Origin of the sequence: Streptomyces sp. KPB2 (assembly GCF_003950055.1) — a bacterium.
GTDB lineage: Bacteria > Actinomycetota > Actinomycetes > Streptomycetales > Streptomycetaceae > Streptomyces > Streptomyces salinarius.
Map to the genome: position 1 here is coordinate 1,343,660 of NZ_CP034353.1, position 21,561 is coordinate 1,365,220.

The 21,561-nt window shown below is 73.7% G+C and carries 17 protein-coding genes; 4 read left to right on the plus strand and 13 right to left on the minus strand.

Annotated features, from left to right (window positions below; translation table 11 throughout):
* Positions 1–21 precede the first annotated feature (21 nt).
* Positions 22–1,869, minus strand: coding sequence for a transketolase (locus D1J63_RS05865; RefSeq protein WP_125628026.1), 1,848 nt, complete (start codon positions 1,867–1,869; stop codon positions 22–24).
* Complete coding sequence (locus D1J63_RS05870) at positions 1,866–3,833, minus strand: FAD-dependent oxidoreductase (RefSeq protein ID WP_125628027.1); 1,968 nt, start codon at positions 3,831–3,833, stop codon at positions 1,866–1,868. The genes D1J63_RS05865 and D1J63_RS05870 overlap by 4 nt, the downstream gene beginning before the upstream one ends.
* 182 nt (positions 3,834–4,015) lie before the next feature.
* On the opposite strand from D1J63_RS05870, the gene D1J63_RS05875 reads away from it, so the two are divergent.
* Positions 4,016–4,978: an LLM class F420-dependent oxidoreductase gene (locus D1J63_RS05875; RefSeq protein WP_125628028.1), complete on the plus strand. Its 963-nt coding sequence runs from the start codon at positions 4,016–4,018 to the stop codon at positions 4,976–4,978.
* A 104-nt stretch (positions 4,979–5,082) separates the two neighbouring features.
* Here the strand turns inward: D1J63_RS05875 and D1J63_RS05880 are convergent, their stop codons facing one another.
* Entirely contained in the window at positions 5,083–5,616 is a 534-nt protein-coding gene (locus tag D1J63_RS05880) for a phage holin family protein (protein ID WP_164712730.1), read from the minus strand.
* 80 nt (positions 5,617–5,696) lie between these two features.
* Between D1J63_RS05880 and D1J63_RS05885 the strand changes: the two genes are divergently transcribed.
* Positions 5,697–6,047, plus strand: a complete 351-nt coding sequence (locus tag D1J63_RS05885; RefSeq protein ID WP_102931879.1) for a VOC family protein — start codon at positions 5,697–5,699, stop codon at positions 6,045–6,047.
* Positions 6,048–6,100: 53 nt separating this feature from the next.
* Here the strand turns inward: D1J63_RS05885 and D1J63_RS05890 are convergent, their stop codons facing one another.
* Positions 6,101–8,125, minus strand: coding sequence for a DUF5107 domain-containing protein (locus D1J63_RS05890; RefSeq protein WP_125628030.1), 2,025 nt, complete (start codon positions 8,123–8,125; stop codon positions 6,101–6,103).
* 171 nt (positions 8,126–8,296) lie between these two features.
* Here D1J63_RS05890 and D1J63_RS05895 point away from each other — a divergent pair, with 171 nt between their 5' ends.
* Complete coding sequence (locus D1J63_RS05895; RefSeq protein ID WP_102927858.1) at positions 8,297–8,644, plus strand: DUF6204 family protein; 348 nt, start codon at positions 8,297–8,299, stop codon at positions 8,642–8,644.
* Here the strand turns inward: D1J63_RS05895 and D1J63_RS05900 are convergent.
* From D1J63_RS05900 to D1J63_RS05925, 6 genes are all read right to left on the minus strand, one after another.
* Complete coding sequence (locus tag D1J63_RS05900; RefSeq protein ID WP_125628031.1) at positions 8,616–9,194, minus strand: GNAT family protein; 579 nt, start codon at positions 9,192–9,194, stop codon at positions 8,616–8,618. The two genes, D1J63_RS05895 and D1J63_RS05900, sit on opposite strands and share 29 nt — an antisense overlap.
* Positions 9,195–9,212: 18 nt before the next feature.
* Positions 9,213–10,145 carry an LD-carboxypeptidase gene (locus D1J63_RS05905; RefSeq protein WP_241235519.1) on the minus strand — a complete coding sequence of 311 codons (933 nt, stop codon included), beginning with the start codon at positions 10,143–10,145 and terminating at the stop codon, positions 9,213–9,215.
* The gene (locus D1J63_RS05910) at positions 10,142–12,109 is read right to left on the minus strand and encodes a prolyl oligopeptidase family serine peptidase (protein WP_125628032.1); all 1,968 of its coding nucleotides are present in this window, start codon (positions 12,107–12,109) and stop codon (positions 10,142–10,144) included. The genes D1J63_RS05905 and D1J63_RS05910 overlap by 4 nt, the downstream gene beginning before the upstream one ends.
* A gap of 52 nt (positions 12,110–12,161) precedes the next feature.
* Positions 12,162–13,499, minus strand: a complete 1,338-nt coding sequence (locus tag D1J63_RS05915) for a M20/M25/M40 family metallo-hydrolase (protein WP_125628033.1) — start codon at positions 13,497–13,499, stop codon at positions 12,162–12,164.
* Entirely contained in the window at positions 13,492–14,325 is an 834-nt protein-coding gene (locus D1J63_RS05920) for a M55 family metallopeptidase (RefSeq protein ID WP_125628034.1), read from the minus strand. Before D1J63_RS05920 ends, D1J63_RS05915 begins: the two co-directional genes overlap by 8 nt.
* A gap of 150 nt (positions 14,326–14,475) precedes the next feature.
* Positions 14,476–15,201 carry a class I SAM-dependent methyltransferase gene (locus D1J63_RS05925; RefSeq protein WP_125628035.1) on the minus strand — a complete coding sequence of 242 codons (726 nt, stop codon included), beginning with the start codon at positions 15,199–15,201 and terminating at the stop codon, positions 14,476–14,478.
* A gap of 209 nt (positions 15,202–15,410) precedes the next feature.
* On the opposite strand from D1J63_RS05925, the gene D1J63_RS05930 reads away from it, so the two are divergent.
* A complete protein-coding gene (locus tag D1J63_RS05930) occupies positions 15,411–15,668 on the plus strand; it encodes a hypothetical protein (protein ID WP_125628036.1) in 258 nt (85 codons plus the stop codon).
* On the opposite strand, the gene D1J63_RS05935 is transcribed toward D1J63_RS05930, so the two are convergent.
* From D1J63_RS05935 to D1J63_RS05945, 3 genes are all read right to left on the minus strand, one after another.
* Positions 15,665–18,196, minus strand: a complete 2,532-nt coding sequence (locus D1J63_RS05935; RefSeq protein WP_164712731.1) for a SpoIIE family protein phosphatase — start codon at positions 18,194–18,196, stop codon at positions 15,665–15,667. The two genes, D1J63_RS05930 and D1J63_RS05935, sit on opposite strands and share 4 nt — an antisense overlap.
* A gap of 146 nt (positions 18,197–18,342) precedes the next feature.
* Entirely contained in the window at positions 18,343–20,817 is a 2,475-nt protein-coding gene (locus D1J63_RS05940) for an MFS transporter (RefSeq protein WP_125628037.1), read from the minus strand.
* A 150-nt stretch (positions 20,818–20,967) separates the two neighbouring features.
* On the minus strand, positions 20,968–21,411 hold the full coding sequence (locus tag D1J63_RS05945; protein ID WP_102927867.1) for an SRPBCC family protein: 444 nt from the start codon (positions 21,409–21,411) through the stop codon (positions 20,968–20,970).
* Positions 21,412–21,561: the final 150 nt, after the last annotated feature.

Consider the following 21,561-nt stretch of genomic DNA (forward strand, 5'->3'; position numbering starts at 1 on the left):
CGTTCCGGCCCCCGCGCCCGCTCACGGCACGATCGCCTGCTCCACGAGCATCCGTGCGGCCGCCTCGATGGACTCGGCGTCGATCCCCGCGGCGTGCAGCTCCTCGGCGGGGGTCGCGGAGCCCGGCATCGTCGTGACCGCGAGCCGCACCAGCCGGGGCACGGGCCGTCCGTCCGTGAACGCGTCCAGGACGGCGTCGCCGATGCCGCCCTCCGGGCGGTGGTCCTCCACGGTCACCAGGCAGTCGGTCTCCTCGGCGGCCGCGCGCAGGGTGGCCCGGTCGACGGGCTTGACGGAGTACAGATCGATCACGCGGACCGGGATGCCGTCCGCTCCGAGCGCGTCGGCCGCGGCGAGCGCCTCGTGCAGGGTGACGCCGGCCGCGACGAGGGTGAGCCGGTCGGCGTCGGAGGAGCGCAGCACCTTGCTGCCGCCGACGGGGAACTCCTCGTCCGGGCCGTAGATCACCTTGCTCCCGCCGCGCGAGGTGCGCAGGTACCGGATGCCCTCCAGCCCTGCCATCTCGGCGACCAGGCGCGCGGCCTGGTTGGCGTCGCACGGGTACAGCACGGTCGAGCCGTGGACGGCCCGCATCATCGCGAGGTCCTCCAGGCCCATCTGGCTGGGCCCGTCCTGGCCGATGGCGACGCCGGCGTGGGAGCCGACGAGGTTGATGCCGGAGCCGCTGATCGAGGCCATCCGCACGAAGTCGTGGGCGCGGGTCAGGAAGGCGGCGAAGGTGGTGGCGAACGGCACCCAGCCGCGCGCCGCCATCCCCACGGCGGCGGCGACCATCTGCTGCTCGGCGATGTAGCACTCGAAGTAGCGCTCGGGGTGTTCCTTGGCGAAGAACTCGGCCCGGGTGGAGTCGCCGACCTCGCCGTCGAGGGCGACGACGTCGCCGCGCGCGGTGCCCACGGCCGCGAGCGCCTCGCCGAAGGCGTTGCGGGTGGCGATCTCGTCGCCCTTGTCGTAGCGGGGCAGCTCGGTCTGTCCGGTGCCCGTCGAGTGCAGGGCCCGCGAGTCCTCGGGCGCGTGCACCCGCACCGTGAGGTCACGGGGGCCGCCGAGTTCGGCGACGGCCTCCTCGGCCTCTGGCAGCGGCTTGCCGTGCTGGCCCTCGCGGTCCTCCACGGCCTTGACGCCCTTGCCCTTGAGGGTGCGGGCGATGATCGCGGTGGGCTGTCCCTTGGTGGACAGGGCCTCGCCGTAGGCGCGGTCGATGGCGTCGACGTCGTGGCCGTCGATCTCGATGGTGTGCCACTCGAAGGCCCGGAAGCGGCGCGCGTACGCGTCGAGATCGTGGCCGTGCCGGGTGGGGCCGCGCTGGCCGAGCCGGTTGACGTCGACGATCACGGTGAGGTTGTCGAGGTGCTCGTGCCCGGCGTGCTCGGCGGCCTCCCAGATCGACCCTTCGGCCAGCTCGCTGTCGCCGCACAGCACCCACACCCGGTAGTCGGTGTGGTCGAGGCGCTTGCCGGACAGGGCGATGCCGACGCCCACGGGCAGTCCCTGTCCGAGCGACCCGGTGGCCGTCTCGACCCACGGCAGCCGCTGCGGCGTGGGGTGCCCCTCCAGGCGGCTGCCCAGCTTGCGGAAGGTGAGCAGTTCCTCGTCGTCGATGGCGCCGGCCGCCTTGAAGGCGGAGTAGAGCAGGGGCGAGGCGTGTCCCTTGGAGAGCACGAAGCGGTCGTTGCCGGGGTGGGCGGGGCGCCCGAAGTCGTAGCGGAGGTGGTTGGCCAGCAGTACGGCCATCAGGTCCGCGGCGGACATCGACGACGTCGGGTGCCCGGAGCCCGCGGCGGCGGACGCCCGTACGCTGTCGACACGCAACTGCTGTCCGAGGTCGACGAGTTCACCGGTGTTCATGAGTCTCCTTCCGCGGCGCGGCCGTCGGTGCGCTTGACCGGGCCGGGGGCGATGTCGGGTCCCGGGGGCGGCTGGTTCGCCGGCGGTTCGGGACCGGGGTCGGTGGGCGGGCCCGCGGACCGGCTCGGTCCGGACGGGGCGGCGGGGTGTTTGCCGGCGGAGCCCGCACCGGACGCGCGCGGCGCCTTCCCCGGCCTGCCGGAGCCTCCCCGGGCGGGGCGCGGTCCGGCGGCTTCCACGGCCCGGCGCGGCTTGCCGGACGCGCGGGGCGAACCGGACGGCCCCTTCTTCGCACGCTCACCGTGCGGTTGGTTCTTGGCGGGCTCGCCGCCCGGCTGTGCCTTGGCAGGCTCGCTGCCCGGCTGGTTCTTGGCGGGCTCGCCGCCGGGCTGGTTCTTGGCGGGCTGGCCGCCGGGTTGTGCCTTGGCAGGCTCGCTGCCCGGCCGTGCCTTGGCGGGCTCGCCGCCGGGCTGGTTCCCGGCCGGTTCGCCGCCCGGGCGGGAGCGCGCGGGCTCGCTGTCCGGCTGAGTCTTCGCCGCCGCGTCGTTCGTCGTGCCGCCGACCTGCTCGCCCGCCGGCTCGGTGTCCGACCGCTGCCTGTCGGGCGTCGTGGGCGTCGCGGGCCTCCCGGCCCCCTCCGGTCGCCCCGGCACCTCCGGTCGCCCCGGCACCCGCGCGACCTCGGGCGACGACGACTCCAGCGGCACGGACCAGGACCGTACGAGGCCGAGCTGTACGGCCTGGCGCGGCAGCACCGCGTCGAGCAGCCAGTCCGCGGCGACCCGGACGCGGTTGCCCGGCATCGCCGCGAGGTGGTAGCCGCGGGTGACCGCGCCCGCCGCCGGGCCGGACATCGGCACGCCGAGCGGGTTGGCGGCTGCCTTCGCGCCGCCGAGGTCCACGACGAACCCCAGGTCACGGTGGCGGTAGGCCCGCCGCTGCCCCCGGCCGAGCGACGCGACGACGTTGTGGGCGCAGACCTTGCCGTGCCGCCATGCGTGCTGGGCGGTCATCGGCGTGTACTGGCCCGGCTGGTTGAGGTCGGGCACGGCGGCCACGTCACCGCAGGCGAACAGCTCCGGCCGGCCCGGCACCTGGAGGTGGGGGTCGACGAGCAGCCGGCCGCGTTCCATGGGCAGGCCCAGGGACTCCACCAGCGGGTCGGGCCGCACGCCCACGCACCACACCAGCGTGCGGGTGTCGACGCTCGTTCCGTCGGTCAGCACCACCCCGTCGTGCGTGGCCTCCTTCACGGAGGTCCCCATCCGCACGTCGACGCCGCGCTGCCGCAGGACCCGCTCGGCGGTGCGGGAGAGCCGTTCGTCCATCTCCGGCATGACCCGGGGCGCCACGTCGAGCAGCATCCAGCGCGGCCGCATGCCGGTGCGCATCGGGTGCTTGCGGACCTGCGCGTCGGTGTACATCGCGCCGTGCGCGGCGACCTCGGTGCCGGTGTAGCCCGCGCCGACCACGACGAACGTGCACCGCGCGGCGCACTCCGCCCGGTCGTCCGCCGCCGCGGCCAGCTCCACCTGCCGGGTCACGTGGTCGCGCAGGTAGAGCGCCTCCGGCAGCCCGCGGAAACCGTGGGCGTGCTCGGCGACGCCGGGGATGGGCAGCAGCTTGTTGACGCTGCCCGCGGCGAGCACCAGCCGGTCGTAGGGCAGGGTGCCCTCCTCGCCCTCCGGGCCGGTGTAGTGCACGGTGCGCCCGTCGAGGTCGATGCCGTCGGCCTCGCCGAGGACGAGCCGTACGTGCGGCAGCGTGCCCGACAGGGACACGCTGACCCGGCGCGGTTCCAGGATGCCGGCGGCGACCTGGGGCAGCAGGGGCAGGTAGAGGAAGTAGTCGGTCGGGTTGAGCAGGGTGATGTCGGCCTGGTGCCGGGTGAGCCGGGACAGGGTGCGGGCCGTCCGGTACCCGGCGAAGCCGGCACCGACGATCACGATGCGGGGTCGGCTCACGGTTCGCCTCCGGGCTGTCGCGTACCTCGTGAGCCTTCCGCGTCCCCTTGACCAGGGCGCCCAAACGTCTCCGGGGCGGCCGCGCACCACCGGCGAGGAGGCCGCCGTGCCGCCGGTTTCCGGCCCGGTGCCCGGGTACCCGGTCCCGGACCCACCCGCTCCCTGTCCGGAGGCACCCCCTCATGCCCGAGTACGGCTACTTCCTCTCGTGCGAGCAGTACGGTCCCGCTGAGCTCATCGAGCAGGCCCGGATGGCCGAGCAGGCCGGTTTCCAGGCGCTGTGGATCTCCGACCACTACCACCCCTGGAACGGCGAACAGGGCCAGAGTCCGTTCGTGTGGTCGGTCATCGGCGCGCTGTCCGACGCCGTGTCCCTGCCGATCGAGACGGCGGTGACCTGCCCGACGGTGCGCATCCACCCGGCGGTGGTGGCGCAGGCCGCGGCGACCAGCGCGGTGATGACCGACGGCCGGTTCCGGCTGGGCGTCGGCACCGGCGAGGCGCTGAACGAGCACATCTTCGGCGACGCCTGGCCGGCCGCGCACGTACGCCTGGAGATGCTGGAGGAGGCCATCCTGATCATCCGCCGGCTGCTCACCGGCGAGGAGGTCAACCACCACGGCGCCCACTACACGGTGGAGAACGCCCGCCTGTACACGGTGCCCGACGAGCCGGTCCCGATCGACATCTCGGGCTTCGGCCCTGCGGCGACCAAGCTGGCGGCCCGGGTCGGCGACGGCTACATCACGATGATGCCGGACGCCTCGATGGTGGAGCAGTACCGCAAGGGCGGGGGCGGCGGCCACCTGGTCAGCGGCGGCACCAAGGTCTGCTACGACACCGACAAGGACGCGGCCGTGCGCACGGTGCACCGACTGTGGGCCAACGAGCAGCTGCCCGGCGAGCTGGGCCAGGTGCTGCCCTCGCCGAAACACTTCGAGCAGGCGCAGACCCTGGTCACCGAGGACATGGTCCGCGACAACCGGGTGTGCGGCGCCGATGTCGACGAGCACGTGGCGGAGCTGAAGCGGTTCGCCGACGCCGGCTTCGACCGGGTGTACGTCAACCAGATCGGCCCGGACCTGCGCGGCTTCTTCGACCTGTACCGCACCAAGGTGCTGCCGCAGCTCCAGCAGAGCACCTGACGCGCGACCCGGCGGGCACCTCACCGGCCCGGCACGGCACAAGAAGGCGCCCCGCACGGAAGAGTGGCATCCGTGCGGGGCGCACGCCTGTCCGCGGCGGCCGGTCAGCCGCGCTCGCGCCCGGCCTCGGGGTCGATGTCGTCCTGGCGCGGGGCCGCCGGTCCGGTGCCGCCCGGTGCGGGCGTGCCCGCGCCCGGGGCACCGGTCGCCGCGCCCGCGCCGCCGGGTGCGACGGGTGGCATCGGCGGGTACGGCACACCGCCGAGGCCGCTCGGGGGCCCGCCGGGCGCGCCGCCGCCGACGACGTGGTCGTGACCGGCGCCGTGGGCGGAGCCCGGTCCGGAGGCGTGCGGCCGGGCCGCGCCGCGCAGCAAGTACGCCACGACGCCCAGGAGGACGGCCGTGATCAACGCCGCGGCCCAGCCCGGCAGTACGACGGCGAGCGCCAGTCCCACGGCCAGCGAGACGGCGGCGCCCGCGTACAGGGCTGCGGTGCCGGACGCGGCGTACAGCGCGGCCTTGCGGCGCTGCCTGCGAGTCTGTTCGCGCAGTTCGTCGCGCACGGTCTCGCGTGCCACCTGCGCCAGCTCGTCGACCAGTTGCCTGTCCAGGTGTTCCAAGTGATCCATGCGGTCCATGTGTTGCGGGTACCCGCGGACCCGGCTTCCATGGCCGGACCGGCGGTGGCCGACCGGCGGACGCAACTAGGCTCCTCCGTATGGACATTCTGGGAGCCACACTGCGCATCTACGTCGACGACCTGGACAAGGCGATCCCCTTCTACGAGGGACTGGCCGGCGGCGAGGCCCTCCGTTTCGAACGCGGCGGGGTGCATGTCGCCGCGGTCGGCTGCTTCCTGCTGATGAGCGGGCCCGAGTCCCAACTCGAAGTGCTGCGCAAGGTGGCCGCGACGATCGCCGTGACGGACGTCGAGGAGACGCACCGCGTACTCGGCTCACTGGGCGCGGACATCATCGCCGGCCCGGTCGCCACGCCCGCCGGCCGCAACCTGATCGCCCGTCATCCGGACGGGGCGATCTACGAGTACGTGGACCGGCAGCAGAAATAGCCCCGGGTCCCGGGTCCCCGGCAGAGCGGGACGGGCAGGGCGGGCGGTTCGGATCACTCCCGGTCCGGCCGCATCCGGAAGTCGTAGCGGGCCGGGAGCGGCGCGTCGTCGAGGCGGGCCCACAGCAGGCCTATGCTCTCGGCGCCCTCTCTCAGGTCGGCGACCTCGAAGCCCTCGTCGAAGACGGCGCGCGCCTCCTCCCGCCGGCCCTCGGCGGCCAGCAACTCCGCCTCGGTGAGGCGGAAGCGGCCCCGGGCCCGCGTCGCCGGTTCCAGCCGCTCCCACACGGCCCGGGCGTCGGCGGTGCGCCCGGCCGCGAGCAGCGCCCCGATCGCCTCGCCGCCGAGCGCGGCGGCGACGGCCGTCCACCGACTGTCCCCGCCCGCGTCCCGCAGCCCGTCCGGCCGGCGTGCGCAGAGGTCGGCGAAGGCCTCCGCGTAGCGGTCGGCGGCGCGCTCGTGGTGGCCGTCCTCCCGGTCGGCGACGGCGAGGCAGCGCAGCAACGGCCAGCGGTCGGCCGCGGCCCCCGGGTCCTGGGGGCTCCGGGGGCTCTGGGCGCTTTCGAGACCCTGGAGGCTCTGGAGGCCGCGTTCCCAGCTGCGTACCGCCTGTGCGCGGTCGCCGCCGTGCCACTGCGCGACACCTAGGTGGTACTCGGCCAGGGGCGTGGCGGCCGTCGTCTCCATCATGTCCCGCCAGGGCCGGGCGACCAGCGTCCCGCCGGGCGGTTCGTGGTGCTCCGGCTCGGGCAGCGACCCGGCGCGCAGCAGGTGCAGCCAGGGCCGCTGCTGCTCACCGAGGGTGTCCTCGTCGAAGGGCGTGCCGGGCAGTTTCCAGCCGGCCCGCAGTACTTCGAGGGCGCCCCAGCCCGATCCGGTGGCCAGGCGCTCGCCGGGCTCGGCGTCGGCGTACGGCAGCCAGGCGTCGTACGCGCCGTCGACGTCGGCCCGCGGCAGGGCGGCCTCCAGCCGGTCCTCGGCCCCGCGCAGGACGCTGTGCCAGTCGCCCTCGGGCGGGGCGTCGAGCGGTCCGTATGCCTCCAGCCAGGAGACCTCGCTCTCCGCCTCCAGCCTGACGTGTTCGAGCTGGGTGCGGACGAGCCCGGCCTGGATCTCGCAGTAGCCGCCGGTGCCGGGTTCGGTGAGCCACTCCTGCCAGCGCCGTCCGCCGGGTCCGGTGCCCCACACGAACAGCTTGCGGCCGCGCAGCACGTCGGTCGAGGTCTGCACCAGCCCGTGGCCGTGCTCGTCGAGGGCGGCGATCCAGCGGCGCCGGTCCTCCGGCACCTCGTAGAAGTAGTCGGCGGCGTAGGTGCTGTTCAGCGGGTGGGTCCGGTCGATCCCGTCGTACTCCGGGACCGGGACACGGCGCAGTCTGCGCTCGTAGCCGAAGTGCCAGGCCTCGTCGGCGGGGGCGAGGACACGGCGGTCCTCGGGGACGGCGATGTTGGACCACCAGTAGGTGGGCACCGGGTGCTCGTGCGGGTTGCGGATCCGGGCGCCGACGTAGAGGAAGTCCGAGCCGTCCGGCAGCCACAGGTCGACCTGGAAGGGCAGGTCGCGCAGCCGCTCCCACTCCCACAGGCGCAGCATCTCCCCGCCGTCCGGAGCGGGGACGCGGGCTGCGTGCACGGGTGAGCAGGACAGCGTGGTGTGGCCGGTGGCGCCGATGTTCCACTCGATGCCGCCGGAGAACCAGGCGCCGTTGAGGGCGAAGTTGGCGGGCTGGAGGACGGGGTTGACGTAGAGGAGCTCGCGGTCGGTCGGCTTGTGGCGGAGGGAGGCGATGCGGCCGCCGAGGGCCGGCAGGACGGTGGCCCGCAGCCGGTCGTTCTCGATGACGAGGGCGTCCAGCCCGCTCGGTGCGCGTCCGCGTCCGTAGCCGTCGCGGACCTGGACGGGCAGCAGGCTGCGCAGTGGCTCGTAGTCGACCTGGCGGGCCATGTCGCGCGGCAGGTCCGCCCGGTCCCGGTCGTCGATGCGGTGGGCCTCGTCCAGGGGGCGCAGCGGCGGCAGGGGGTTGTCCGGGCCCAGCGGCGCGGCGGGCAGGGTCAGTACCTCACGTCGGATCGTCGTCACGCTTCCCCATGGAAGCCGCTCACCGCCCCGGTGAACAGGGGCTCCGCCGGCCGGGCCGGGGCGATGTGGCTCACGTTTAATCCGCTGGGGCGCGGTGGGGGCGGGAACATAGGGTCGGGCGGTCGGCGCGCCCACGAGGGCCGGGGCCGGGACGAGGGAAGAGAGCAGCGCGTGAGTGAGCAGCACACCTACCGGGTGATCGTCCGGGGCACCTGGGACGGTCTGACCGAGGACGCCCGGGCCCGGTTGCTCGCCGAGGCGGGCGAGCACGGGATGGCGAGCATGCGGTTCACCGAGGAGGGGTCGCTGTCGTACGAGCCCGCTCCGCTGAAGCACTTCTCGATGCGTTACGTGGTGGTGTCGGACGCGGCCGACGGTGAGGAGATGGCGGGGGCGATCGCGGAGGACCGGGCGGAGGGCGCGCTGCGCGGTCTCGGCTACGGGTTCCGCGACCTGCGGTCCACGGTGACGGACCTGGACACGATGAAGGTCAACCGGAAGTCACGGTCTCGGCGGTGATCGCCCAGCGCTGGTGGTCGCGCCAGGCGCCGTCGAGGTAGAGCATCCTCGGCGAGAAGCCCTCCAGGTGGAAGCCGCAGGAGCGGGCCAGTGCGATCGAGGCGGCGTTGCCCGGCTGGACGTTGATCTCCAGTCGGTGCAGCCGCATCGGCCCGAACGCGTACCGCACCACCAGGTCCAGCCCTTCGCGCATCAGCCCGCGGCCCGCCGCGTGCGCGAAGGCGCCGTAGCCGAGCGCGCCGCTGAGGAATCCTCCCTCGACGATGTTGTTGATGTTCACGAACCCGGCGATGGAACTGCCGGGGGCGTCCCCGGAGGCCGGGTCCGGGTCCTTCTCGCAGACCAGGAACCCGGCCTTGGTGCGGTCCTCGATCAGCCGGCCCGCGTAGGCCTCGTACGCCTGGGCGCTGTCCGGCGGGAAGAGCCAGGGGTGGTGCAGGTCCTTGCTCTCCCGGGCCCGGGCGGTGAACTCGGCACCGTCCTCGTAGGTGAAGTGCCGGATGCCCACGCGCGGGCCCTCGGCGAGGTGACGGGACGGGATGTGCGGCATGGGGTCAGCCTACGACGGTCAGCACAGCGCCGGCCGGTCCAGGGTCAAGGTGCCCGCGTCCGCGTCGAGTTCCGCCGGTATGCCGAACGGGACGGTCAGCGCGCCCTCGCAGTGCCCGAAACCGAAGCCCTCGACGACCGGCACGCCGAGGCCGCCGAGCCGGTCGGCCAGCAGGGGCCGCAGCCGCTCGTAGGGGTCGCACCCCTCCCAGGAGCCGAGCAGCACGCCGGCGACCCCGTCGAGCCAGCCGGCCCGCAGCAACTGCGTGAGGTAGCGGTCGACGCGGTAGGTCTCCTCCCCCACGTCCTCCAGACACAGCAGCCCGCCGCGCGCGCAGGAACGGGCGTGCGGGGTGCCCAGTTCGGCGGCGAGCAGGGCGAGGCAGCCGCCCAGGGTGACGCCGCGGGCCCGGCCCGGCACCAGGGGTGTGCCGTCGGAGGCGATCACGCGGACCGTCTCCGGGGCGAACAGGGTGGCTCTCAGGTGTTCCTGTGCCCGCGCGTTCTTGATGAAGTCGGCTGCCGCCGCCATCGGTCCGTGCAGGGTGGCCAGGCCGAGGCGGGTGGCGAACGCCTCGTGCAGCACGGTGATGTCGCTGAATCCGACGAGCACCTTCGGACCGGCCGCGCGCATCGCCTCCCAGTCGAGCAGGTCGACCATGCGCTGTGCGCCGTACCCGCCGCGGGCGCAGAGCACCGCGTCCACGGACGGGTCGCACCAGGCGGCCTGGAGGTCGGCGGCCCGGTCGGCGTCGGTGCCGGCGAGGTAGTCGAAGGTGCCGTGCCGGTCCTGGACGTGCGGCGCAACGACCGGGTCGAGGTCCCAGCCGCGGAGCACGTCCAGGCCCGCCTGGATCCGCTCCTCGGGCACGGGTCCGCTGGGTGCGACGACCGCCACCCGGGCTCCGGGGGCGAGCCGCGGCGGCCGGACCAGTTCCCTCACCCGGCTCATCGGGACAGCTCCAGGGTCGGGACGCCGGGCGGGGTCAGACCGAAGGTCTGGGCGTACAGGGAGAGTTCGGCCTCCAGGGCGCGCACCATGGTCTCCGCCCGGCGGAATCCGTGTCCCTCTCCCTCGAAGGTGAGGTAGGCGTGCGGCACTCCTCGGCCCGCCATGCGTGCCAGGAACCGCTCGCACTGCACCGGCGGGCAGATCACGTCGTCGAGCCCCTGGAGCAGCAGGAACGGCGCGGTGACGCTCTCGGCGTGCTCGGCGGGCGACCGCTCGGTGTAGCGGTCGGGGACCTCGGCGTACGGGCCGATCAGGCTCTCCAGGTACTGCGACTCGAAGTCGTGGGTCTCCCCGGTGCCCCAGCCGGTGAGGTCGAGGATCGGGTAGAGGATCGTGCCGCAGGCGTAGACGTCGGTGCCGGCCAGCGACGCGGCGGAGGTCCAGCCGCCCGCGCTGCCGCCGCGCACGGCGAGCCGCTCCGGGTCCGCGGCGCCTTCCTCGGCAAGGGCGAGGGCGACGGCCGCGCAGTCCTCGACGTCGACGACTCCCCACTGCTCGCGCAGCCGGTTGCGGTACTCCCGGCCGTGTCCGCTGGAGCCTCCGTAGTTGACCTCGGCGACGCCGATGCCCCGGGAGGTGAAGTAGGCGATCTCCAGGTCGAGAACGAGCGGGGCGCGACTGGTGGGGCCGCCGTGCGCCCAGATGACGTACGGCGGAAGTTCGCCCTCCGGGGCCCGGCAGCCGGGGTTGTGCGGCGGGTAGAGGTGGGCGTGGATCTCGCGTCCGCCAGGGCCCTGGAAGGTGCGGATCCGCGGCTGCGGGTAGTAGGCGGGGTCGGTGGCGTCCTCGTGGGGTGCGCCGATCACGCGGGCGCGGCCGGTGCGGGCGTCCAGTTCGACGACCTCGAAGCCGCTGTGGGCACTGGCGCCGACGCCGACGACCCGTTCGCCGTGCGCGGCGAGGGCGGGTGCGAATTCCGTCCAGGGGCCCGCCGCGTCGACGACCTCGCCGGTCTCGGGGTCGAGTATGCCGAGGACGGCGGCGCCCCGGCCGTGCAGGACCGCGATCAGGCCGCTGTCCAGGGGCGCGAACCAGCGCTGCCCGAGCTTCCACAGCGGCCCGCCGAACTCCTCCTCGCGGGCGCACAGGGGCCGCCCGTCGCGGTAGAGGTTCCACCAGCCGGTGCGGTCGGAGACGTGGAGCAGGGTGCCGTCCGGTGCCCAGTCGGCCTGGGCGATCGACTCCTCGGGTCCGCCCGCGACCGTCCGGGCGTCCTGGAAGGTGCCCTCGGGACCGACCTCGGCGACGATCAGCTCGGTGCCGTCCCAGGGCATGCGCGGGTGGTCCCAGGCGAGCCAGGCGGCGCGGCGCCCGTCGGGCGAGAGGCGGGGCCCGGTGACGAAGCGGTGCCGCTCGGGGGCGAGTTCGCGGACCGCGGCGCGGTCGTCGGCCGCCGAGCCGTCCAGCGGCACCGCCACGGGCACGCGGCGCAGATCGGTGGGGCCCTCGCCGGTGAACTCCTCCAGCACGCACCACACTTCACCGCGCTCGGGGTGCGGGTCCGGTTCGATCCAGCGCAGTCCGCCGCCCACCGTGGACAGCGGTGTGAGGGGGCGCGGTTCGTCGCCGCCCGGGGTGAAGGCGTACAGCCGCTGGTCGGCGAAGTTCACGAAGACGACGAGCGGGCCGGAGTCGGTCGTGACCGCACCCCATGGCCGGCCGCCGTACTCGATGACGCGGCTGCGCACGTTCCACGGCGCCGGCAGGACCGGTTCCTCGGTGCCGTCGGCGTGCCGCCGCACCAGGGTGCGCCGTCCGCCCTCGGTGGGCCGGGGCGCGGTCCACCACACCTCGTCGCCGACGAAGGCGACGTCGTCGGGCCGTCCGTCGTGCGCGGCGGCGAGCGCCGCGTCGACGGGCGAGGGCCACGATCCGTACGAAAGAGTCGACACTGACTCCCCCACTTCTCCTCCAACAACTGCTCGTTCGTTCGGGCGCCGGGCCCCGGGGCTGTCTCTAGGCCGTGCGCAGAAAACGGTCCAGGACGCGGACTCCGAAGTGCAGCGCCTCGACGGGGACCCGTTCGTCCACGCCGTGGAAGAGGGCCTGGTAGTCGAAGCCCTCGGGCAGCCTGAGCGGCGCGAAGCCGTAGCCGGTGATGCCGAGCCGCGAGAACTGCTTGGCGTCCGTGCCCCCGGACATGCAGTAGGGCACGACGTGCCCCTCGGGTGCGAACTCCTGCACCGCCGCGCGCATCCGGGCGTACGTCGGCGAGTCGACCGGCGCCTGGAGCGCCACCTCGCGGTGGGCGAACTCCCAGTCCACGTCCGGCCCGGTGAGCCGGTCGAGGGTGCCGCGGAACTCGTCCTCGCCCCCGTACAGGAACCGTCCGTCGACGTGGGCGACGGCTTCTCCGGGGATGACGTTGACCTTGTAACCGGCGTCCAGCATGGTCGGGTTGGCGCTGTTGCGGACGGTGGCCTCGACCAGCTTGGCGGCCGGGCCGAGCTTGTCCAGCAGCGCGTCGACGTCGCTCAGGTCGGTCTCGATGCCGTAGACGGCGGCGATCTCGGTCAGGGCGGCGCGCACGGTGGGGGTCAGGCGCAGCGGCCACTCGTGTTCGCCGATGCGGGTGATGGCGGCGGCGAGCCGGGTGACCGCGTTCTCCCGGTTCACCTTCGAACCGTGACCGGCGCGTCCGCGGGCGGTGAGCTTGAGCCAGCCGGTGCCGCGCTCACCGGCGGCGATGGGGTAGAACTGCCGTCCGGCCCCGTCGTGGAAGGTGAACGCGCCGGACTCGCTGACGCCTTCGGTGCAGCCCTCGAACAACGGGGCGTGGCGGTCGGCGAGGAAGCCGGAGCCGTCCTCGGCGCTGGCCTCCTCGTCCGCGGTGAACGCGATCACCACGTCCCGCCGGGGCCGCACTCCCTGCCGGGCCCAGTCGCGGACGACCGCGAGGATCATCGCGTCCATGTTCTTCATGTCGACCGCGCCGCGCCCCCACACCACGCCGTCGCGGATCTCCCCGGAGAAGGGGTGCACGCTCCAGTCGGCGGCCTCGGCCGGCACCACGTCCAGATGACCGTGGACCAGCAGCGCGTCGGCCGACGGGTCGGTGCCCTCGATGCGGGCCACGACGTTGGTGCGGCCCTCGGTGCGCTCCAGGAGCGTGGGCTCGATCCCGGCCTCGGCGAGCCGTGCGGCGGCGTACTCGGCGGCCGGCCGCTCCCGGCAGTCGCCGCCGCCCCGGTTGGTGGTGTCGATGCGGATCAGTTCGGAGGTGAACCGGACGACCTCGTCCAGTGCCTGTTCGCCCGTTTCCGTGGCCGGGTCGGGGCCCGTGTGCTCAGCCATACTGCTCCTCCACCGCCGCCGAGACGATCGTGGTGACCGCCTTGAACGTCCGGATCGCCTCGAACATCGTGTCGTGGGTGTACGCCACCTTGCGCTCCCCGACCTGCGCCACCCCGGGCACGACGGTCGCGGCCGCCGCGAGGTGCTCGGCGTCGAACTCCATGGCGAGGGTGAACGGCCCGCCGGTCACCGGTGCGTGGCGCACCGCGAGCGTCGCCGCGTCCTTCGCCGCGGCTCGGATGTCGGCGGCGGTCCTGGCCGGCGTGCGGCAGACGGCCGCGTACCGCGACACGTGGTCCTTGACCGCGACCTTCCGCGCCTCCGGCGCGTACCCGAGCGCGTCCTCGCAGGCCACGTCGTCCCCGGTGACCAGCACCACCGGCACGCCGTACTCGGCGACCACGTGTGCGTTGAGCAGACCCTCGCTGGCGCGTATGTCGTTCAGCCAGACGCCGGTGAGCTGGTTGGCGAGGTAGGTGTGCGCGAGGACGCCCTCCATGCCGGCGCCCGCGTGGTACCCGACGAACGCGATGCCGTCCACGTCCCCGTGCTGGACGCCCTCCACCATGGACAGCGCCTTGTGCCGCCCGGTGAGCATCTCCGTGCGCTCGTCGAGCCGCTCCAGGAGCAGATTGCGCATGGACCAGTGCGCCTCGTTGACCAGCACCTCGTCGGCGCCGCCGTCGAAGAAGCCCAGCACGGCCGCGTTCACGTCGGAGGTGAACATCGACCGGCACCGCTCCCACTGCGGCGTGCCCGGCAGCACGTCGGCCGGCCAGGTGACACCGGTGGCGCCTTCCATGTCGGCGCTGATGAGGATCTTCATGGCTCGAAACCGTACGCGCTGCCCGGCCGCCTCGGCCAGGGCTGTGGACAACCACCGGTGGTCTAGACCGTCAAACTGACCTCGTACGGCCTACGATCAGCGCTTTCTCCGGAATCGGTGCGGTCATACAAACGCGAGGAACAGCGCATCTCACGCAGGCCGGCCCGCCACCACCCACGTCGACGGCAGCTCGATGCGGGTGCCGTCCGGCGTGTACTCCGTGGTGAGCAACGGGAGTTCGCCGCTCGCCAGGACGGCGAGGCCGGCCGCGCGGAGGTACTCGGGCACCGCCTCGTCGGGAACGGCGCCGGGGGTCAGCCCGTGACGGAGGACCGGGGCGAGTTTGGCGGGCGGCCCGGCGGGGCCCCGGGCCAGGCCCATCAGGACGGTCTTGGCCGCCTGGGAGGGCTCCACCAGGAAGGCGCGGCCGCGGTCGCCCAGGAGCGCGGCGACGACGTCGGCCAGAGGCTGACGGTCGTCGGGCTCGCACTGGTGCAGGACACCGCGGACGTAGACGTTGGCGTCGCCCAGCTCCGCGTGCAGGGTCTCCGCCTCGGCCTTGTCGGCGGCGTCCAGCCGCCGGTACGCGGCCGACCCGGCCGGGTCCGCGCGGCGGGCGTGTTCGAGGGCCGCCTCGGAGAGGTCGGCGCCGACGACGTGCGGGAAGCGCTCGGCGAGGTAGCGGGTCTGGGTGCCGTTGCCGCAGCCCAGGTCGATCAGGGGCAGGCCCGCGTCGGTCAGGTGCGGCTCGAAGTGGGCCAGGTGGCGACCGGCGGTCAGGGCCGGTTCCGCGTCCCAGAACACCGCCCCGCGGTCCTCGGAGGCCTCGCTCCAGAAACCCTCCCAGGCGTCCCGGTACCGACGCGTCACGCTCATGCCCGCTCCCCAGGTGCGACGACGTACGAGCCCGTCGACGACGACGGGTCCGTACGGTGTACCGCGCCCGGCGCACGGCCACAAGCGCCCGGCGCGTTCCTTCACCGGTCGTTCGCGCCGGGCGGATTCGGACCGCGGACGGGTCGGGTAGATTGCGGCGGTCGGCCGGGGACGGGGCGACGGGGGCGGCCACGGGAACGGGGGAACGCGTGAGTGTCGGACGGTACCGGGACATCGAGGTCGCGGACATGCCACCGGTGCTCGCCGGTGTCCTCGGGGTGCTGCTCCTGGGCCTGTTCTGCGGCCTCATCTGGTACCTGACCAGGCTCGACCACACGAAGCTCAGGGACCCCGGCGCGCGGGCGCGGGCCGAGCGGGGCAAGAAGAGCCGCCGTCGGCAGCAGGAGCTGCGTGCCCGGCGCGAGTCCCTGCAACGCAGGGCGGCACGGCGCCGCGACGACGCCTAGGACGCCGGCGCGGGGGTCTGACGGGGCCGACGGTGCCGGGCGGGCAGGGTCAGTTCGAACCACACGGTCTTGCCCGCGTTGGTGCGACTGGCGCCCCATTCGCGGGCCAGGGTGCTGACCACGCGCAGGCCGCGCCCGGTCTCGTCGTCGGGACCCGCGCTCTTCAGGGCCGGCAGGTCGTGGTCGTCGTCGTCCACCTCGCACAGCAGCGTGTCGGCGCGCACCAGGCGCAGTTCGACGGGGCGGGCGTGCGCGTGGCGGACGGCGTTGGTGACGAGTTCGCTGACCATGAGTTCCGCCGGGGCGGCCAGGCCGGGCAGCTCCCAGTCGTGGAGTTGCTCGCGGACCGCCGCGCGGGCACGGCCCACCTCGGCCGGGTCGCGGGCCAGGCGCCACTCCGCGACGTCGTCGGGTTCGATGCCGGTCAGCCGGGCCATCAGCAGCGCGACGTCGTCCTTGCGTCCGCCGCGGATGCCCAGGGCGCGGATGATGGTGTCGCAGGCGTCGTCCATGGACGCGGCCGGGTGCGCCGCGGACTCGCACAGGGTGGCGAGGCCGACGCCGATGTCCTCGCCGCGCACCTCCACCAGGCCGTCGGTGCACATCACCAGCCGGTCGCCGGGCCCCACCGGCACGCGCACCGACTCGAAGGGCACCCCGCCGACGCCGATCGGCGCCCCCGTCGGCAGGTCGATCAGCTCGCTGGCGCCGTCCTCGGCGCGGACCAGGACGGGCGGGATGTGGCCGGCGTTGGCGAGGTGCAGTTCACCGGCGATGGGGTCGTACACGGCGTACAGGCAGGTCGCGAGGTGGGTGTCGCCGAGGCGCTGGGCGAGGTCGTCGAGGTTGCGCAGGAGCTGGGCGGGCGGCAGGTCGAGACCGGCCATGGTCTGCACGGCGGTGCGCAGTTGCCCCATCATCGCGGCCGATCCCAGGCCGTGGCCCATGACGTCGCCGACGACGAGGGCGGTGCGGGCGCCGGGCAGCTTGACCGAGTCGAACCAGTCGCCGCCGACCCGGCCGAGCAGCGTGCCCGGCAGATAGCGGGTGGCGATGTCGCAGCCGGCCATGCGCGCGGGGATGTGCGGCAGCATGCTGTCCTGGAGCGTCTCGGCGACGTTCTCCTGGTGGGTGTACATGCGCGCGTTGTCGAGGACCAGGCCCGCGCGGGCGGCGAGTTCGGCGCCGGTGACGCGGTCCATGTCGTTGAAGACGGGCCGCTCCGGGTGCCGGAGCAGGATCATGAAGCCGAGCACGACCTGGCGTGCCTTCAGGGGCACCAGCAGCATCGAGCGGCCCGTGATGAGCGGCCGGATGTCCCGCTTCTCGAACTGGGAGGCGATGGCGTGCCCCATCTCGTCGGTGATGCGGGGCACCAGGACCGGCTCTCCGCTGGTCATGCACTGGAAGAAGGGGGTGTGCGCCGGGAAGGGCATCGCCTCGCCGACGGGGACGACGTCGTCCCAGCGGCCGGGTTCGTCGGTGTGCTCCAGGGCGACCCGGTGCCACATCGTCGTCGTGTCGGGCACGCCGTCGGGGAAGCCCTCGCCGGCGACGACCTGTTCGCGCAGATAGGTGCCGGCGACGTCGGTGAAGCGGGGGACGACCGCCCGGCTGACCTCGACGATGGTCCGCGAGAGGTCCAGCGAGGTGCCGATCGCGCCGCTGACCTCGTTGAGGAACTCCAGGCGTTCGCGGACCGCCGCGTACTCCAGGTCCTCGGCCTCGTCCCGCAACTCGTCGGGCACCGGTTCGCCCGCCGCCAGGGCCCGCGCGGCCCGCTCGCGGCGCGCCCGGCGCTCGGCCCGCCGGGGCACACCCCAGTCGGGGGTGACGGGCACCCGGTCGTTCTGGCTGAACTCGAGGATGGGGTAGCCCAGTTCGAGGACCTGCGCGACGATGCGGGCACTCTCGCCGACGCTCATGCTGGGCAGGATCTCGGGGAGGCGGCGGGCGAGTTCGTCGGCGCCGGGGAAGTCGGTGTGCAGGGCGAATCCGGGCGCGATCCGCTCGACGACGGTCGCCTCCGTGCTGTCCTCGGCGCCCCCGCCGCCGTAGTCCCGGCGCAGCCCGTCCGCGTCGGCGGCCAGCACGAGCAGCCGTTCCGGACCGGGGCCCACCAGAGGGTACGCCCACCAGAGCACGTCGACCCGGGCATCGGCCGGCACGGTCAGCCGGGCGCGACCGGCGGCCGGGTAGGACAGCCGCCCGTCGAGGGAGGACTCCAGGCCGGGTCCGAGACCGTCGTGCTCCGGGTGAGGGCCGTGGGCCGGGTCGTCGTCCCCGGTCCCGCCGACGTCCCCGAGCACGCCCGAGACGGGCAGCAGGTCGGGGGCGGGGCGGCCGATCGCCTCTTCCTTCGGCAGGCCGAACAGCCTTCGTGCGCCTCGGCTCCAGTGGGAGACCAGCCCGTCGCGGTCCACCACGACGACGGCCAGCGGGACACGGCCCGTCACGGGGTCGGCCGGCACGGTGCCGGGTCCGGCCGGGCGGCCGGGAGGTGCGTCCCGCTCGGTGCCATGGTCCATGGCGTCAGGCCCTCTCTGCCCACGGCTCCGCAAGATCTGTGTCGCCGTCACCACCGTACGGTGGCGGCCGGTGACCATGTGCGGCAACGGGGGAATTGGTGGCGCGCGAACACACCGGCGCACGCCCGCGCGCCGGTGTGCCGGTCTCAGTCCTCGTGTCCGAGCTGCAGGTCGCGCTCGGTGCGGCCGCCGCCGGCCACCTGGAGCACGGTGGCGACGGGCGGGTATCCGGCCGCGATGACGGTGTATTCGCCGGACGACAGGTCGACGAACCGGAACGTGCCGTCGGGTCCGGTGGTCAGGGTGTCCACCACGTTGCCCGCCGCGTCGAGCAGCGTCACCCGCGCGTCCTCCACGGCCCGTCCACCACTGGCCCGTACGGTGCCGCGCAGCACGGCCCCGCCGGCCAGTTCGACGTCCTGGCGGGTCTCCCGGGCGGCCTGGACGCTGACCGGCAGGGCGGCCGGGCGGAAGGCGGGGGCGCTGGCGGCGAGGGTGTACTCGCCCGCCACCAGCTCGGTGATGACGTAGCCGCCCTCGCGGCCGCTGCGGGTGGTGGCGACGACCTCGCCGTGCACGTTGGTGAGGGTGACGGCCGCGTCGCGCACGGGGCTGCCGTCGGCGGTCACGACGCTGCCGGCCAGCCGTCCGGCGCCGCCGAGGACCACGTCCAGTTCCACCGGGCGTTCGCCGACCGTCACGGAGACCGCCTGCGGCTGGTGGCCACCGGCCGCGGCGATCAGGACGTACGCGCCGGACCCGGGCGTGGCCAGCGCGTACCGTCCGTCGTCGCCGCTGGCGCCCCGGCCGATCTGCTGTCCGCCGACGTCGATGAGGGTGAGCGCCGCGCGGGGCACGACGGTGCCGTCGGGGTGCTGCACCGTGCCGCAGACGGGGATGCCGCCGGCGTAGGGCGACCGGGCCGGCGGTACCTGGGCGGCGGGCTGTTCCTGCGGTGCGTGCTGTGCGTACTGCGGCTGCCGCGCGGTCTCCGGCTCGGTGACGGGGGCGTTGTGGGACACCAGGGGTTTCTCCTTGAGGAAGAGGGCGATGAGGAGCCCGAGGACGAGCACCGGCACCAGGTAGAGGAAGATCCGCGGCATGGCTTCGGCGTACGCCCCGATGTAGGCGTCGCGCAGCGCCGGCGGCAGGGAGTGGACGAGCTGGGGGGTGATGGCCTCGGCGTCGGGGAGCCCGGCTCCCGCGTCGGCGGGGATCCGGTCGGCCAGGGCGTCGGTGAGCCGGCCCGCGAAGAGCGTGCCGAAGACGGCCGCGCCGACGCTGCCGCCGATCTGCCGGAAGTAGTTGTTGGCGCTGGTGGCGGTGCCCAGGTCGGTGGGGCGCACGGAGTTCTGCACGGCGAGGACGAGGACGGGCATCACCATGCCGATACCGGCGCCGAGGACCGCCATCCAGATGCTGTAGTGCAGCCGGGGCGTGTCGGTGTCGAGGCGGGAGAGCAGCCACATGCCGACGACGGACAGCGCGCTGCCGAGGATCGGGTGGATCCGGTAGTGACCGGTACGGCTGATGAGCTGTCCGGAGATGATCGAGGCGCCGACGACGCCGCCCATCATCGGCAGCATCAGCAGTCCGGATTCGGTGGCGCTGGCGCCGTCCACCATCTGGAGGAAGGTCGGCAGGTAGCTCGCGGCGCCGAACAGGGCGACGCCGATGACGAGGCCGACCAGGGCGGTGACGTTGAAGATGGAGTCCCGGAACAGGCGCAGCGGGATCAGCGGTTCGGGTGCGAAGCGCTCGGCAACCAGGAAGAGCAGGGTGGAGCCGACCGCTCCGGCGGCGAGACCGAGGATCGTCCTCGACCCCCACGCGTACTCGGTGCCGCCCCAGCTGGTGAGCAGCACCAGGCAGGTGGAGGCGGCGGCGAGCATCAGGGTGCCGAGGATGTCGAGGCGGGGCTTGACCCGCGGCCTGGGCAGCTTGAGGACGACGGCGACGACGGCCATGGTGACCAGGCCGAAGGGCACGTTGATGTAGAAGCACCAGCGCCAGGAGAGGTGGTCGGTGAAGTAGCCGCCGAGCAACGGGCCCGCGACGGAGGCGAGTCCGAAGGCGGCGCCGATCAGGCCCATGAAGCGGCCGCGCTCGCGGGGCGGCACGATGTCCGCGATGATCGCCTGCACGCCGATCATCAGGCCGCCGGCGCCGACACCCTGCACCGCGCGGAAGGCGATCAGCTGGTCCATGCTCTGCGCACGTCCGGCGAGCGCGGAGCCGACGACGAAGACCAGGATGGCGAACTGGAAGACGCCCTTGCGTCCGAGGAGGTCGCCGAGCTTGCCGTAGATCGGCAGCCCGATGGTCGAGGTGAGCAGGTACGCGGTGATCGCCCAGGACATCCGGTCCAGGCCGTGCAGCTCGCCGACGATCTTCGGCAGGGCCGTGGCGACGATCATCTGCTCGAGGGCGGCGAGCAGCAGGGCCAGCATCAGCCCGACGAAGACCAGCCGCACCCGGCGCGGACTCAGCCCGGCGTCCGGCTCCCGGTCCTCCCGCTCCGGCTCCCCTCCCGTTCCGGCGGCGGGGGGCCCGGGTGGCGCCGGGGCCGCGACGACCGGTCCGTCCTCCACCGGATCCTGCACCAGAGTGATCCCGCCCACGTACCGCTCCCCTCGTCACACCTGCTCACATTTGCCACCTGAGGCGACAACTGCGAACAAGTGCGACGAGTTACGGACGTGCGACGGGTTCGCGCGGAGATCACTCGAACCGGTGAGGCGCCCAACAGGCGCCCCCTGCTTGCCGTTTGGCTACTTCTCGACCTCGGCGGCGAGCTTGGCGAGCATGGCGTCGTAGATCCGGCCGAGGCCCTTGGGTGCGAACGTCTTCTCGAAGAAGCCGCCGACGCCGCCGGCACCCTGCCAGGTGGTGACCACGACGACCCGGGACCTGCCCTCGCCCGCCGGGGTGACCCGCCAGGTGGTGACCATGGAGGAGTTGCGGTCCTTCTCGACCAGCTCGCCGTCGGTGGGCTCGGTGACCTCCAGCAGGCAGTCGCGAACGCGCTTGCTGGTGGCCTGCAGCTTCCAGTGCACGAGGGTGCCCTCACCGTCGCCGCCCTCGCGGACCTCGTACTCGCTGAAGTGCTCGGGGAGCAGCTTCTCGCGGGTGCCGCTGTAGTCGGCGAGGGTGTCGAACACCGTCTCCGCGTCCGCTGCGACGATCCGCTCCGTCGTCGCCTCGACCTGCGCCATCGGGTCCCTCCAGGGCCTGGTTCTCGGGTTCGGGGCAAGCCAACCACCCCGCCGCGCGGCCACCAAATCGGGGGGCGTGAAGCGGCCCCGCGCGACTCACCCGCACGATCAAGGGAACAAGTGTTCTATTGTGTCGACCAGTGCTACCGA

Excerpts from the sequence above, each read along its gene's own strand:
- D1J63_RS05900 (WP_125628031.1), bottom strand. The coding sequence starts at position 9,194 with ATGCCGCACATCCCGTCCCGTCACCTCGCCGAGGGCCCGCGCGTGGGC.
- D1J63_RS05920 (WP_125628034.1), bottom strand. The coding sequence starts at position 14,325 with ATGAAGATCCTCATCAGCGCCGACATGGAAGGCGCCACCGGTGTCACC.
- D1J63_RS05925 (WP_125628035.1), bottom strand. The coding sequence starts at position 15,201 with ATGAGCGTGACGCGTCGGTACCGGGACGCCTGGGAGGGTTTCTGGAGC.
- D1J63_RS05875 (WP_125628028.1), top strand. The coding sequence starts at position 4,016 with ATGCCCGAGTACGGCTACTTCCTCTCGTGCGAGCAGTACGGTCCCGCT.
- D1J63_RS05935 (WP_164712731.1), bottom strand. The coding sequence starts at position 18,196 with ATGGACCATGGCACCGAGCGGGACGCACCTCCCGGCCGCCCGGCCGGA.
- D1J63_RS05905 (WP_241235519.1), bottom strand. The coding sequence starts at position 10,145 with ATGAGCCGGGTGAGGGAACTGGTCCGGCCGCCGCGGCTCGCCCCCGGA.
- D1J63_RS05885 (WP_102931879.1), top strand. The coding sequence starts at position 5,697 with ATGGACATTCTGGGAGCCACACTGCGCATCTACGTCGACGACCTGGAC.
- D1J63_RS05945 (WP_102927867.1), bottom strand. The coding sequence starts at position 21,411 with ATGGCGCAGGTCGAGGCGACGACGGAGCGGATCGTCGCAGCGGACGCG.
- D1J63_RS05865 (WP_125628026.1), bottom strand. The coding sequence starts at position 1,869 with ATGAACACCGGTGAACTCGTCGACCTCGGACAGCAGTTGCGTGTCGAC.
- D1J63_RS05880 (WP_164712730.1), bottom strand. The coding sequence starts at position 5,616 with ATGGACCGCATGGATCACTTGGAACACCTGGACAGGCAACTGGTCGAC.
- D1J63_RS05915 (WP_125628033.1), bottom strand. The coding sequence starts at position 13,499 with ATGGCTGAGCACACGGGCCCCGACCCGGCCACGGAAACGGGCGAACAG.